General features: G+C 41.3%; 15 protein-coding genes. 8 read left to right on the top strand and 7 right to left on the bottom strand.

Going from position 1 to position 14,086, the window contains the following annotated elements; all coding sequences use genetic code 11:
• Window positions 1–9: 9 nt before the first annotated feature.
• Genes R9C00_05275 through R9C00_05265 form a run of 3 tightly spaced genes read left to right on the top strand, consistent with a single transcriptional unit; the run spans window position 10 to window position 1,411 of the window.
• On the top strand, window positions 10–345 hold the full coding sequence (locus tag R9C00_05275) for a hypothetical protein (protein WPO36857.1): 336 nt from the start codon (window positions 10–12) through the stop codon (window positions 343–345).
• Window positions 346–351: 6 nt separating this feature from the next.
• Window positions 352–918, top strand: a complete 567-nt coding sequence (locus R9C00_05270; GenBank protein ID WPO36856.1) for a biopolymer transporter ExbD — start codon at window positions 352–354, stop codon at window positions 916–918.
• Between the two features lie 34 nt (window positions 919–952).
• The gene (locus R9C00_05265; GenBank protein WPO36855.1) at window positions 953–1,411 is read left to right on the top strand and encodes a biopolymer transporter ExbD; all 459 of its coding nucleotides are present in this window, start codon (window positions 953–955) and stop codon (window positions 1,409–1,411) included.
• A gap of 85 nt (window positions 1,412–1,496) precedes the next feature.
• On the opposite strand, the gene R9C00_05260 is transcribed toward R9C00_05265, so the two are convergent.
• Entirely contained in the window at window positions 1,497–1,820 is a 324-nt protein-coding gene (locus tag R9C00_05260) for a DUF3467 domain-containing protein (GenBank protein ID WPO36854.1), read from the bottom strand.
• A 209-nt stretch (window positions 1,821–2,029) separates the two neighbouring features.
• Here R9C00_05260 and R9C00_05255 point away from each other — a divergent pair, with 209 nt between their 5' ends.
• Window positions 2,030–2,857, top strand: a complete 828-nt coding sequence (locus tag R9C00_05255; protein ID WPO36853.1) for a prohibitin family protein — start codon at window positions 2,030–2,032, stop codon at window positions 2,855–2,857.
• A gap of 74 nt (window positions 2,858–2,931) precedes the next feature.
• On the opposite strand, the gene R9C00_05250 is transcribed toward R9C00_05255, so the two are convergent.
• From R9C00_05250 to R9C00_05230, 5 genes are all read right to left on the bottom strand, one after another.
• On the bottom strand, window positions 2,932–4,020 hold the full coding sequence (locus R9C00_05250) for a DUF3089 domain-containing protein (GenBank protein WPO36852.1): 1,089 nt from the start codon (window positions 4,018–4,020) through the stop codon (window positions 2,932–2,934).
• A 134-nt stretch (window positions 4,021–4,154) separates the two neighbouring features.
• Window positions 4,155–5,060: a UbiA-like protein EboC gene (gene eboC / locus R9C00_05245; protein WPO36851.1), complete on the bottom strand. Its 906-nt coding sequence runs from the start codon at window positions 5,058–5,060 to the stop codon at window positions 4,155–4,157.
• Window positions 5,061–5,131: 71 nt separating this feature from the next.
• Complete coding sequence (locus tag R9C00_05240; protein ID WPO36850.1) at window positions 5,132–6,040, bottom strand: TatD family hydrolase; 909 nt, start codon at window positions 6,038–6,040, stop codon at window positions 5,132–5,134.
• A 56-nt stretch (window positions 6,041–6,096) separates the two neighbouring features.
• Complete coding sequence (locus R9C00_05235; protein WPO36849.1) at window positions 6,097–6,678, bottom strand: class I SAM-dependent methyltransferase; 582 nt, start codon at window positions 6,676–6,678, stop codon at window positions 6,097–6,099.
• Window positions 6,679–6,710: 32 nt separating this feature from the next.
• The gene (locus R9C00_05230) at window positions 6,711–7,676 is read right to left on the bottom strand and encodes an EboA domain-containing protein (protein WPO36848.1); all 966 of its coding nucleotides are present in this window, start codon (window positions 7,674–7,676) and stop codon (window positions 6,711–6,713) included.
• 377 nt (window positions 7,677–8,053) lie between these two features.
• Between R9C00_05230 and hisG the strand changes: the two genes are divergently transcribed.
• The 4 genes from hisG (at window position 8,054) to hisD (ending at window position 11,588) form a co-directional block, all read left to right on the top strand.
• Complete coding sequence (gene hisG, locus R9C00_05225) at window positions 8,054–8,914, top strand: ATP phosphoribosyltransferase (GenBank protein WPO36847.1); 861 nt, start codon at window positions 8,054–8,056, stop codon at window positions 8,912–8,914.
• A gap of 97 nt (window positions 8,915–9,011) precedes the next feature.
• Window positions 9,012–9,941 carry a polysaccharide deacetylase family protein gene (locus R9C00_05220; GenBank protein ID WPO36846.1) on the top strand — a complete coding sequence of 310 codons (930 nt, stop codon included), beginning with the start codon at window positions 9,012–9,014 and terminating at the stop codon, window positions 9,939–9,941.
• Between the two features lie 54 nt (window positions 9,942–9,995).
• The gene (locus R9C00_05215; GenBank protein ID WPO36845.1) at window positions 9,996–10,202 is read left to right on the top strand and encodes a GDCCVxC domain-containing (seleno)protein; all 207 of its coding nucleotides are present in this window, start codon (window positions 9,996–9,998) and stop codon (window positions 10,200–10,202) included.
• A 93-nt stretch (window positions 10,203–10,295) separates the two neighbouring features.
• On the top strand, window positions 10,296–11,588 hold the full coding sequence (gene hisD / locus R9C00_05210) for a histidinol dehydrogenase (protein ID WPO36844.1): 1,293 nt from the start codon (window positions 10,296–10,298) through the stop codon (window positions 11,586–11,588).
• 66 nt (window positions 11,589–11,654) lie between these two features.
• Here the strand turns inward: hisD and R9C00_05205 are convergent, their stop codons facing one another.
• Complete coding sequence (locus R9C00_05205; protein WPO36843.1) at window positions 11,655–13,880, bottom strand: 7TM diverse intracellular signaling domain-containing protein; 2,226 nt, start codon at window positions 13,878–13,880, stop codon at window positions 11,655–11,657.
• Window positions 13,881–14,086 lie beyond the last annotated feature (206 nt).

The raw sequence follows: 14,086 nt of genomic DNA, 5'->3' as shown, positions 1-14,086 counted from the left end.
TGAGAAAAAATGGGAGCAGAAGCTATATTTTCAGATTATATATTACCAGCTGCTTATATCCTAGGCGCTTTAGCTGCGGCACTTGCAATCGTTATGCCGTTGATAAAAGCCTTCGACAACCCACGTAGTATTATTGGAACATTCATCGGTTTAGGCGTTCTTGCCGTCATCTTCTTTATTGGTTATGCTGTTGCAGGTAACGAGGTAACAGAAAAATATGCCACTTTCGGAGTAGATGCAGGAATTTCACAAACCATTGGTGGAGTACTCATTATGTTCTATATACTATTAGTAGTAGCAGCTCTTGCAATAGTTGTATCAGAGGTTTCACGAATTTTTAAATAGTAACTTATGCCTAAAGGAAAAAATAGACCTGGTGCAGAGGTCAACTCAGGTTCCATGGCAGACATCGCGTTTCTATTGCTCATCTTCTTCTTGGTTACTACAACCATCGCATCAGACAAAGGTCTGTATGTACAGTTGCCACCAAAAGTTGAAGATCGTGTAGAAATCAAGCTCAAGCAACGAAACATTTTCAACATCCAGTTGAATTCAAACGATTTGATGCTTGTGGAAGAGGAAGTGATGGAAATACCAGAGTTGAAAGAAGCCGTTAAAAGATTTGTAACCAACAATGGGGAGGATCCTGACTTGTCAGAAAGCCCCAAGGATGCCGTAGTATCTCTAAAAGCTGACCGTGGTACTAGCTACGAGATGTATATTTCAGTTCTTGATGCGCTCAAAAGAGCATATAACGAACTGAGAGCAGAGCACTTAGGCATAACACTCGAAGAATATTTGAAACTCGATAGGAAAAACTCGGAAGAGGACGAAGCGATGTACGATGACGCAAGAAAAGCTTTTCCTTATCAAGTATCGGATGCTGAACCTACTGATGTGAGTAAAATCGCTCAGTAACGGATATTTTCACAAACTTAAACTTTTGAAAGCTATGGCTAAATTCAAAAAGAAAACTAATACCAGTGAAGAAATCCCTACTTCAGCTTTGCCTGATATCATTTTCATGCTTTTGTTCTTCTTCATGGTAACCACGGTAATGAGGGAAAATACCTTAATGGTAGAAAATAAACTCCCTGCAGCTACCCAGCTTACCAAGCTTGAGCAAAAGTCGCTAGTAAGCTACATTTATATTGGAAAACCAAAAGAGGTTGATAAGTTTGGTAAAGAACCACGTATCCAACTAAACGATGCGCTTTTTACTCCAGACGAAATTCCAATGTTTGTGCTATCTGAAAAAGATAAGCTTGACGAAGCAGAAAAGGACAAAATCACAATGTCTTTGAAAGTAGATAAAGAAGCTAAAATGGGCATTGTAACAGACGTGAGACAGCAACTTAGAGAGGCAAATGCCCTCAAAGTAAACTATTCAAGTTTGCCAGGTGCTTTATAAGAAGCTCGGATTTATCACAAAAAGAAAATCCCCCACACCGCAAGGTATGAGGGATTTTTTTATGCTTTGATCTTACAAAAACCACTTAAGCTTCTCCCATTGTCCCTCCAAAATTCATGGGAAACTTAGGAGCTTCTTCTGTACGCTTAATGGAGCCAAACGTAGCCTCGTATTTTTGCACATTATCATTCAGGGCCATGAGCAATCTTTTCGCATGCTCTGGGGTGATGATAATTCTTGACTTCACCTTTGCCTTAGGCACTCCTGGCATCAACCGAATAAAGTCGATCACAAACTCGCTGTTGGAATGTGCTATCATCGCTAAATTAGCATAAACTCCTTCTGCTACTTCTTCTGAAAGCTCAATATTGATCTGGTTTGAATTTTGGTCTTTTTCCTCTTTGCTCATTTTTTTTATTTTTTATTTTAATCTTAAGGGAATAATCATTCTTCTTTCCCAATAATAACCACCTACACTTAAATAACCAACAAGCATCTTAGTCAATAATTAACTAGCTTTGATCAAAAGGGAATTTCACCCAACAAAATCCTTCTTTTTATTCTTATACTAATAAAGCATCATGCTATGCTATCGAAATTCAACAAATAAAATCACTCATGAAAAATAAAAATTTTTTACCGCTCATTACCACGAGTGTTATCGTTATTATCTTCTTGCTCTTCTTGTCAAGTAATATATTCGTAACTATCCAATCGGGCCAGGCTGGTGTGCTCTACGAGAAATTTGGCTCTGGAACAGTAACCGATAGGTACTACTCTGAAGGCTTTCATATCAAAGCTCCATGGAATACCATGTATATCTACAACGTACGTGTACAAGAAGAGCGTATGGAAATGGAGGTACTCTCCAAAAATGGTCTTTCCATCATAGTAGATGTATCAATTCGCTACCGCCCTACCCTTGCAGACTTAGGGAGGATGCAAAAGGAAATTGGGCAGGATTATCAAAATGTCATCATCACCCCAGAGGTTAGGTCTTCTGTAAGGAAGGTAATTGGCGAATACGACCCTGAAGAACTTTATTCGACCAAAAGGGACATCATCCAAAAAGAAATTTATGATGAGACCAAAGCAAATGTAGAAGAAAAGTATATCTTATTAGATGCTATCCTCATCAGAAGCGTAGTGCTTCCTGCTACTATCAAAACGGCTATTGAAAATAAGCTGAAGCAAGAGCAAGAGTCTAAAGAATACGAGTTTCGGTTGGAAAAAGAGCTAAAAGAAGCAGAAAGGAAGAAAATTGAAGCACAAGGTATTAAAGATTTCCAAGACATTGTTTCGGAAGGGATTTCCGACAAACTTTTGAAGTGGAAAGGCATCGAATCAACACTCGAACTTGCCAAATCCCAAAACTCAAAAGTAGTTATTATTGGTGGTGGAAAAGACGGTTTGCCTATTATTTTGGGCGGTGGGGATGATAAGTAAAGAATGTTTTTTTCAAAAAAAAGTGGAGTTACTTTACCGTAGCTCCACTTTTATATATTCCAAGCCTGATTAACTTATTTGCCTGTAGGAAGCTCATCTTGTCCCCTTTCAGTTTCCCAAAAGGCGGCAATCCTATCTGCTACGTTCTTTCGGATATTGAGATAAAAAATACTGTAATCAAAAATGTGATAATCCTTATCAAAAGGAACTTTGTACCCTTTCGCATTAGGACGTTCTATTCTCAAAATACCATTATCTAGTTGCGCACTTGTCAACTGTGGATCGACCAGGCCATATTTCTTTGCATTCTTTTCAAGCTTCACCCCACCCAAGCTCAAATTATTTTCAGCAAATGTGGTGTCTGTTTTCCAATTCAGTGGATTGATCGATACCATTTTTTTACCTTTGTTTGACTGAAACCCATCGTTATAGTATAGAAGATCATTGTTGAAATAATACAATTTATCACCTGTTTTACTGTAAGTATTCCATGTCACCACCACTCCGGTATCATCTCGTCCTTGTGCAGGTTTCAATTCTTTGAAATAATCCTCATACACCTCAACTGGAGTAGCCGCAGCATTCCCAATCAAATAAGCAGCTATCAACTGATCTTGAAGTTCTTTCCCATCAAAGAACTCTTTCAAAAGTCTCAAGCCCAAATAACTCCCTTGACTATGCCCTGCAATTATGATAGGTCGCCCATAATTATGGTTGGTCAAATAGTTTTCAAACGCTTTTTTCACATCGGCATAAGCCAAATCAAAAATATCTGTTCTTTTCTGTTTAGGCTTCTTTAAGAAAGTAATGATGGACGCTTGGCGATACCGAGGGGCAAACACTTTGCAAGATCCATTGAACACACTCGCTTGGTTCATCGTCACATAATCGGTGCGCTTGTTTACCTTTTTCTTGTCAATCTTTGCATTTTTTGCCTTCATGCTAAAAATGAAGGTAGTAGGATGAATATAAAAGACATCTACACCTGCATTTTCCTGGTTATTTTTTAACCCTTCAGCTTGCGGAACAAGATCGGCAAGGTCTTCTTTTTCGGGGTGGGAAGTCCAGTTTTCTAAGTTGTTATAATCAATCTGTCCGTAGACAAAGGAAAATGAAAATAATATATATAAGAGAAGACTTTTTTTGATCGTGAATAATCGCATGCCTTATTGGGTTGGTGTAAAACTATACCGTTAGTCCTATCTAATCAGACAAATACCCTTTGTCGATAGACGCCTTTTAGCAATGATAAATTAACAATAAGGCAATACAATAGTTCATCCAAAGACTAACTTTATTAGGTAACTGCAAAGACTTTTGCCAGTAAAATAGAGATAGGCAGCAGCGCCAACACAAGTAAGCCATATGGCCAACCACAAAAACCAGCCGCTATGGCAGCATCCATAATGATAAGGGAAATAACTCCAGCTTTTACTGCCTTGCCTATCAGCGGTCCTTGGGAAGGATTTTGCAGAGCTTTGAACAGGGCGGGGAAAACAAAATAGGCAAAGAGCAAAAGAAACGGCATTGCCGAATAGAGCTGGAAGCCACTCATAAAGCCTAAAGAAGCAATGAAGCCTATTACTAACAGATACATTACCACAGCAGCTCGAAGTGCCACAGGACTTCCTCCATGTACCTCGCCTCGGCTTATCATAGTAATGGTTGCAATGAACAAAATGGGAACAAAGGCTAAAAACCAATAGCTCGCCACAGCACCAGCCACCACGCCCACGCCCAAAAGCAGATTTCCCCCTCGACACATACCCATATTTATTGGACCTAAAAAGTCTTGGTGCTTGCCCCAGTAATCGTAAATAACCGCCAACGCTCCTACTGCAAAAGCAATAATGCCGCTTTCTACCGAAACAAAACTAGCGGCGGCTACCCCAAAAACAAGTAGAGCAGCCCCAAAAACAGCAGCAGCCGTCACCGAAACCTGTCCCGAAGGAAGCGGACGCTCGGGGCGCTCTTTTTTATCTAACTCATAGTCAAATACATCGTTCAATACCACTCCTCCTCCATAGAGACCTACCGTGGCCAAAATCAAATGCCATAACCCGTGACTATGGCGAGCAAACTCCCACCATGCAAAACCGTCAGCTTTTCCCAGTACAAACATAGCCACGGCAAAGCCCAACAAAATATCGGCAATAGCGGTCACTATATTCGCTGGCCGCATCAAAATAAGGTATGGTTTCATTTTTAATTACAATAAAAAAGGTCGCCAACTTGAAAAAAATGGCAACCTTTTGTGTTTTTTCAGATGCTATTTTACTCTATAATATTCGACTCTTCTTCCCCTTCTATCAGCGGTTTTTGCCCCCTCAAAACTGTATTACCAGAAAACTGCTTTCGCTGATCGATAGGCTCGGAATTTAGCCAATCGCTCTCGTCCATCTGCCCACTTTGCGTATAAGCATCCAAGGCATTTTGGTAGCAAGTCAGGCGGATGTGTTCTTCGGGAATACCCATTTCTGCCATCAGTGCAGCGGTTTTGGGCACAGCCAACGGGTCGCTCACCCCCCAATCGGCCGAGCTATCGACAATGATTCGCTCAGGGCCATATTGCTTCACCACTTCCGCCATGCGCTTATTCCCCATTTTGGTATTGGGGTAAATGGTAAATGCCGCCCAAAAGCCTCTATCCAACACCTCTTTCACAGTTTCCTCATTATTGTGGTCAATCACCACCATATTTGGTTCAAGCCCGTGCTCAATGCACACATCCATCGACTTCGACGTACCGTTTTTCTTATCCCTATGCGGCGTATGGATTTGCACTGGCAACCCAGCTTCCTTCGCCAAGTCCAGCTGTAAACGGAAAATCTTATCCTCGGCAGGGGTTTGGTCATCGTAGCCAATCTCGCCCACTCCTACTACACCCTCTTTGTAAATGTACAAAGGCAAAAGCTCCGCCACCTGCTCGGCAAGTACCTCGTTGTTCGCCTCCTTAGAGTTGATGCCGATAGTGCAATAATGCTTTATACCAAACTGGCTCGCCCTGAATCGTTCCCAACCAACCAAGCTGCTAAAATAATCTTTGAACGTACCTACTTCGGTGCGTGGCTGCCCCATCCAAAAAGCAGGCTCAATTACGGCTACTATGCCAGCATCACGCATAGCTTGATAGTCGTCCGTAGTGCGGGACGACATGTGTATGTGCGAATCGATAAACTTCATATTTTCAATCATCTATTTTGCTTATAAATTTCAAAAAAGTGGCTATAGAACATCAATCAACTGATTTTGACACAAACCACCACTCCTGTTGACCAATTCATTTTAGTTAAAACCAAATCATTTCTGGCTTCCAACTCAGCCATTAGCTTTTCAGCTTTTTCGGCATGCCCTTCGGGCCAGTTTGGCTGAGGAAGCATATCGTCTATTACATAAAACCCGCCCAAATTCACTACGTCTAGCACCTCGTTTAGCTCACTATATTTACCTGGCCAAGCATCGGCAAACACAAGATCAAACAGCTCTCCATCGTAGGTCATTAACCATTCTGTCCCATCAGCACAAACAATTTCTATTTGCTCATCTTCCCCAAAAAAACTCTTGGCAATCCCACTCAACTCAGGATCATTATCGACCGTGATTAGTTTCGAAAAATCATCCATCCCCTCTTCCATCCATGCCAGCGAAAGCCCAATCCCTGTCCCAAGTTCCAAAAAATTCCCATTGGGTTTAGACGAAACCAGCGTTTTGAGCAGCGTCCCAACATACATATCCGAGGGCATCGTAAATCCAATTTCCTTACACTTTGCTTCTATCTCCTTATATTTTGCTGGAATATCTAGAATATTCGAGTCGTCCATTTTTTTATTTTTATCTGTTCTATCTTCCAATATTATTTCTTTGGCAAAGTTGTTTGGGCAAACCCGCTGCCCGCTTGTTGGTATGCACCGTCTCCCAAGCCTGCCTTCGATGCTTCCAGCTCCCTGCCCAAGTCATCCCAAGTATAGCCACTTTCTTCAAGTTCTTTGGCTAATTTCTTTTCTTTTAGCGCAAGAAGAGCAGCTTCTGGTCGGTGGCTATCTTTACTAGTCAAAATCACTGCTTTTTTCTCTATTTCAGAACCATTCTCCAGTACTTTCTCTAAGTCTGCAAGTATTTCTTTACTCATATATTTCCCGCAAAACCGCCATAGCTCAGGCGTCACCGCTCTGCTAGCTGCCCAGCGTTCGTGGGCATAGTTTAACAATATCTTTGAAAGTTCAATATTCCCCCTTTCGTCTGCATGATAGATTTTGTAAACAGGTCGCTCGGTAAAAATGGATTTTAGCACAAGTTGGTTCCAAGCCAAGTCATCAAAATAATCTGCTGGGAAAGGGTTGTTCAAAGCCACAGCATCCAATACTACGGTCATATTGGTACGGACACCCTCAGCAGCTCTTTTCACATGCCACTCGGGCTGTGGCAAAAGGGGCAACGCAGCATAAAGAGCCGCCTGTTCTCGCACATCTCCAGTTTCAAAAAGCTTATCGAGCGTAGCCAAATAAGTCGATTTTTCTTCATAAGAAAGGGAAAGGACTATCCAAGTCCTCGCAGCTTGATCTACCGTCCATCCATTTGGGTCAAAGCCTTTTCTCAAAGTAGCCGCTTTTTTCAACTGCTCTTGTGTGAGCACTAATTTTTCCTTTCCCACAAAGCGGGGAGCTGCACCAAAAGCCATGTATAATGCCCGCTCACTACTGTCCAACTCAAGCTTTTCTTCTTGACCAGCTAGCCAGTTCTTGCCTTTTTCATTCGTATTTGCTTCAATTATTGATCTAAGGTAGATCCTCATCTCATCCAAAGGTGCTTGATAGATCATGTTATTTGCCTAAATTTCAAATATACACATTGTTATATTTTAAACCAATTATATCTAAAGGTACATATTACATGTTAAAAGCGTCATGTTTTATGGGGTTTTTATTGTAAAACTCAGAGGTTAACACAGGTGTAATGAGGGGGTAGACTTCTTTTTACAAGAAAAATTGTGAATAACCAATCCTACTTCCGATTTTTACGACCGTTTTTTGGAAGAAAGACTGATTGGGAAAAGTCCCAATCACCTTATCACCTCGTGTTACGCATGCAGGCACTTATTGATAAAACAGCTCTGTTTCCCATGCATTTAGTGAATTGTTTTGTCTATAAAAAATGGCTATTGCGTAACATTTGTCATCATGTAAATTTTACAAAGTAATGGAACCAATGTTAAGACTTGCAGTGCAGAAATCGGGTCGCCTCAGTGAAGGCTCAATGAAGCTTATCAAAGAGTGCGGCGTAAGTGTGTCGAACGGAATAGGAAAACTCAAGGCTACCGCCAGCAATTTCCCCATCGAGTTTTTGTTTTTGAGAGACGATGACATCCCAGGCTACGTAGCCGACGGCATAGCCGATATAGGAATAGTAGGGGAAAACGAAGTAGCCGAAAAGCAAAAAGACGTAAGTATCCGACATCGCCTTGGTTTCTCAAAATGCCGCTTGTCTATTGCCATACCTAAGTCTGAAACGTATAATGGCGTACAAGACCTTGAAGGAAAAAGCATCGCTACTTCCTATCCAAATATTTTGGAGGACTACCTCAGCGAGAACAACATCAAAACCGATATCCATGAAATCAGCGGTTCGGTGGAGATTGCACCAAGTATCGGATTGGCTGAAGCAATTTGTGATTTGGTAAGCAGCGGAAGTACTTTGTTTACCAATGGCTTAAAAGAGGCGGAAGTCATTTTCAGATCTGAGGCGGTGATGATTGCCCCTCCTACCCTTAGCCCTGAAAAAGAGGATCTTTTCCAAAAGTTACTCTTCAGAATAAAATCGGTACAAAAAGCTAAGAACTTTAAATACATCTTGCTCAACACTCCTCGCGAAGCGGTAGATAAAATCATCTCCATTTTACCAGGGATGCGCAGCCCTACGCTAGTGCCTTTAGCTACCGAAGGCTGGGTTTCTATGCACTCGGTAATTGACGAAAATGACTTTTGGGACAAAATAGAAGAACTAAAAGCAGCTGGAGCAGAAGGCATTTTGGTTGTTCCTATCGAAAAAATGATTTTGTAACGAGTAAAGAACTCATCATCATACTTCCAAAAAGGCAGCCGAATGGTTGCCTTTTTTACTATCTTCAAGCTTCAATCCTAGTAACCTAACCAAGAAGATGAAAACTATAATCATAGCTTTTGTTACCCTTATTAGCCTTAATGCATTTTCTCAAGAAAAAAAGGTTTGCATCACGGTAGACGATCTTCCTACTGTTACCTACCGTAGCTTAGACAAGGAGCTAAACGTGGAAATCACCCAAAAGCTCGTTGCTATTTTTGACCAATATAAAATCCCAGCAATTGGGTATGTAAACGAGAAAAAGCTGTATCACGGCAACTTGCTCGACCCAAGTCAGGTAAAACTCTTAGAACTGTGGCTAGAAAATGGGTACGAATTGGGAAACCACACTTTTTCCCACCTCAACTACCACCAAGTACCCTTCGAAACCTTTACGAAAGACCTGCTGAAAGGGGAAAAAATCACCAAAGAACTGGCTGCAAAATACGATTTGGAATACAAGTACTTCAGACATCCTTACCTCAGAAGTGGGGAACGAAAGGGGCAATCCGACTCGCTAAAACACTTTCTGGCAGAACACGGCTACACAGAAGCCCCAGTCACTATCGACAACGAAGATTATTTGTTTGCCAAAGCCTATGGGCTCGCTCACCTGCGTGGAGATTCGGTGCAGATGAAACAAATTGGCGAAGCTTATTTGAAGTACATGGAAGAAAAGCTGTTCTTTTACGAAAAGCTTTCCAACGATTTGCTTGGGCGAAATATACAGCACATTTTACTGGTGCACGCCAGCTTGCTCAATGCAGATTATTTGGGTAAACTAGCCGCAATCTATCAGAAAAACGGCTATACTTTTGTATCGCAAACAGAAGTGCTTACCGATCCTGCCTACCTCAGTGAAGTTACGAGGTTTGGCGATTGGGGTATCTCTTGGATTGATAGGTGGGCACTGAGCCAAGGAAAAAAAGGCAACTTTTTCAAAGGAGATCCTATTACGCCTGGTTTTATCCAAGAACTCAGTAAATAAGTTAGCATTATATTTAATACGGATTAGGTATTGACCTCAGTAAAAAGAGTAAGCATGAAAATTCTAACCAAATCAGTCATCACTTGTCCAAAATGTGGCTACCAAAAAGAAGAGGAAATGCCTATGAACGCCTGCCAGTTTTTTTACGAATGTGAAAACTGCAAAACAGTTCTCAAACCTCAAGAAGGCGACTGCTGCGTGTATTGCAGCTATGGATCGGTCAAATGCCCGCCCATTCAACAAAACAAGAGCTGTTGTTAAAAAAACTCTTGTTACCAATAATTGCCAGCCGAAGTTTCTAATAAAGTATAGCTGGTTTATATTTGATGTTTCATCTGAAGATAGTTTACTTATATGCAAACGATAATACACCCTGATAAAAAAGACTGGGCGGAACTGCTCAAGCGTCCCGTGATGGATTTGGCAGAGATAGAACAAAAGGTCGCTCCTGTACTCTCCGATGTGAAAGAAAATGGTGACGCTGCCCTCCGCAAATATTCCGAATTGTTCGATAAAGTAACTATTGAAGAGTTTGAGGTAAGTAAAAGCGAAATGGAGCGTGCAGAAATGCAACTCGACAACGAACTAATAGCCGCCATAAAAAGGGCAAAAAACAACATTGAAAAATTCCACTTGATACAAAAGGAATTGGTAAAAAAGGTAGAGACCATGCCTGGAGTTCTTTGCTGGAGAAAAAGTGTGGGGATTGACAAAGTTGGGCTGTACATCCCTGGCGGAACTGCGCCACTGTTTTCATCTGTACTTATGCTCGGCATCCCTGCAAAAATTGCCGGTTGCAAAGAAATAGTGCTCTGCACCCCTCCCGGTAAGAATGGTAAAATCCACTCTGCTATTTTGTATTCGGCACATTTGGTAGGAATCACCAAAGTATTTAAAGTAGGCGGTGCACAAGCTGTTGCAGCCATGGCATACGGCACGGAAAGCATTCCTTCGGTGTATAAAATATTTGGCCCTGGCAACCAATATGTAACCGCAGCCAAGCAGCTAGTCACTAAACATGGGATTGCTATAGACATGCCCGCTGGTCCTTCGGAAGTAGCCATTATTGCCGATAAGCAGGCTAACCCCGAGTTCATTGCAGCCGATTTGCTTTCCCAAGCAGAACACGGTATTGATAGCCAAGTGCTTTTGGTAACAGACAGCGAGGCTATTGTAGAACCTGTCCTAAAAGCGGTAAGAAGTCAACTGAACTATTTGCCTCGGAAAGAGTTTGCTTCTAAAGCTTTGGAAAACAGCAAGATTATTGTGGCAAAGTCGCTTGATGAAACCGTTGAAATCATCAATGCCTATGCTCCAGAGCACCTCATCATTTCCCTCGATTTTGCTGAGGAAGTTGGCGAGCGGATCACCAATGCAGGGTCGGTATTTTTGGGACATTATACTCCTGAATCGGTTGGGGACTATGCTTCAGGAACGAACCATACCCTACCGACCAATGGTTATGCTAAGGCTTTCAGCGGAGTATCGCTCGATAGCTACGTGAAGAAAATCACCTTCCAACACATCTCCAAAACAGGGATGAAACAGCTAGGCGATACCGTAGAAACTATGGCTGCCGCCGAAGAACTAATGGGACACAAAAATGCCGTTACGGTTAGGTTGAAAGCAATTAAGAAAGAAGAGTAAATTTTTCCTCTTAGACAGAGGATCAGAAAGCCAGGCTAATACTAATAGCTTGGCTTTTTTCTTTTATTACATTCTACTTATGGGCAAAGAAACTTCAAAAGTTGTTCCTTCCCCTACTACACTCTCTACCTCTATAGAACCTCCATGTTCTTCTACTATACCCTTCACTATTGACAACCCAAGCCCCGTCCCCTCACCTACATCTTTGGTGGTAAAAAATGGATCGAATATATGCTTGAGGTTTTCGGCAGGTATCCCCACACCTGTATCCTTTATTTTTATCACTACGTTTGCTCCTTGTTTGTTGGTTGAAATAAACAAACTCCCCTCCTCCTTTATAGACTGAATGGCATTCACCATCAGGTTCATCAACACTTGGTTAATCTGACCAGCCGAGCATTCTATTTCAGGAACTTCATCAAAATTCCTGAAAATTTCTATATGCGCACCAAGTAGATGGTTGAGCAAAAGAAGGTTATCATTTATTCCATCTATCACATTGTACGGAGCATATTCAATACTATTGGATCGGCTATACGAGCGTAAGCCCTTCACTATCTCCGCCGTACGGTTTGCCCCCGTATCTATATGCCTCGTGATGCGCATCGCTTTGCCCATCATCTCATCAAACTTCAGTTCCTCTTTTAAGGACGCAATCTTATCCAAACTCTCCTTTACATTTTCAGGTTTAATGTCCTTATATAGTTCTGAAAAATAGGAAAACTGCTCTATCAATCCTTGGAGCCCTGTTATTCCCGATTTTATAAAGTTGATCGGGTTATTTATCTCATGTGCTAGACCTGCGGTCAGCAAACCCAAAGAAGCCATTTTCTCGGACTGGACTAGTTGTGATTGCGCTATCTTAAGTTGTTCTAAGGTAGAAAGCAGCTCTTCATTCTGAGACGACAACTCTTCCTGCTGTGCCTGCAATTCCTCTTGCTGCGCCTGCAACTCTTCTTGGTTTGCTTGCAGCTCATCGTTGGCAATTTGAATCTCTCGGGTTCTTTCAATTACTTTCCGCTCAAGGGTTGTATTTTGTTCACTAACCAACTTTAGATTCTCTGCTTGAACTTGCTCGTTGACCTTCTTGAGCGAATTGAATCTATCGCCTAGGGCAAGCGAAAAAAGTAATGCTTCGGCACTAATTCCAATATAACCTACATTTTTGGTAAACACATTAAGAGGCAGAAAGCCATTAATTGCCAATACAAAAATAAACACACTAGCAATAAGCGCTACCCATGCCAGCACATAAAACCGAGCATTCGTCTGTCCTTTTGCCCAAGAATAAACTCCTACAACCAACCAGCTAAGAAAAAAGACCAATACTACTGACTGAAATATATAGTTCAACAAGATTTTATCCATCAAAGAAAAAATCTCTACAAAAGGCAGAAGAACTACTAATATGAGTGTTAAAAACCAAACCCATAAAAAAAGGCGTGGAGTAGTCTTTTTGAGTTCCAAATATTCCACTGCAAATAAGGTAATCAACAGGTATAACACCCCATGCCAAGTCACGGCATAATTCCACCAAAAATGATTGAACGACAAGGGGTTTCCATTGTCGAAAGGAACGGCTATCACCATAAGACCTAAGTAGGCTATGTATTTCAAATACAACTTATCTCGGGTAGAAATCCAAAGGAAAAGGTTGTAGATAGCCAAAGCTAAAATTGCCCCTAAAAAAACAGACAAGGCATTATCATATATTTTAGTATGCTTCACAAGTGCTTGTGTATTGCCGGCATGAAACACAAACAACATTGGAAATCCTCCTTGCACCTTCATATAATAGGTTTGGGCTTTTTCACTGTTCACCAAAGGCACACAGTAGTTGCTCGAAGGAAACTTCTTATTGCTTTTTGGTCTCATTGAGCCAAGGGAGTACGTTACTCCATTGTAGTTCCCATCTTGGTCTGGCGAGTAAAAATCTAGGAACCATGCTGAAAAAGCATCACCAAGCTCAAGCCATATATCCGAACTAGCAGTATGCTGGATTGTGAACCGAAACCACAAGGTTGCATTTGTAGCAGGGGTATTAAAAGCCTCTTGTCCTATCAACTGAAACGTTGAATCTTCCTCCAAAGCAAGAATATCGGATAGGGTCATCTCCCCAGAAGTATCTTCTAAAAAGTATACCTTTTCGGTGATGACCTCCATGGATGGGCTTTCTTCAACTAGAATGGTATGTTCATCGAGGGCAAGCGCATTATCAGGAAGAAAAAGCAAACCTACAAAAGCACAAATCCAAAAGTGAGTGGAAAACAAACGAAAAAGGGTGACGGTCATGCAATTTTTTTTTAGGCAAAATATACATCCTTCAGTCTTTACCAAGACTCGTAGACGATAGAGAATTTCCAGGTTTAAAACCCAAGTTTAAAGTGTTTTTTAAGTATTTCTTAGATTCCGATAAAATCTATACTTCATAAACTACTCTTGAAAATAACATATATTTCCTAAAAAGTGAATAGATAAAACTTTGCCTACATCTTTGG

It is taken from the genome of Flammeovirgaceae bacterium SG7u.111, assembly GCA_034044135.1.
In the GTDB taxonomy this organism is placed as follows: Bacteria; Bacteroidota; Bacteroidia; order Cytophagales; family Flammeovirgaceae.
This window is presented reverse-complemented; position numbering and strand designations above follow the sequence as displayed.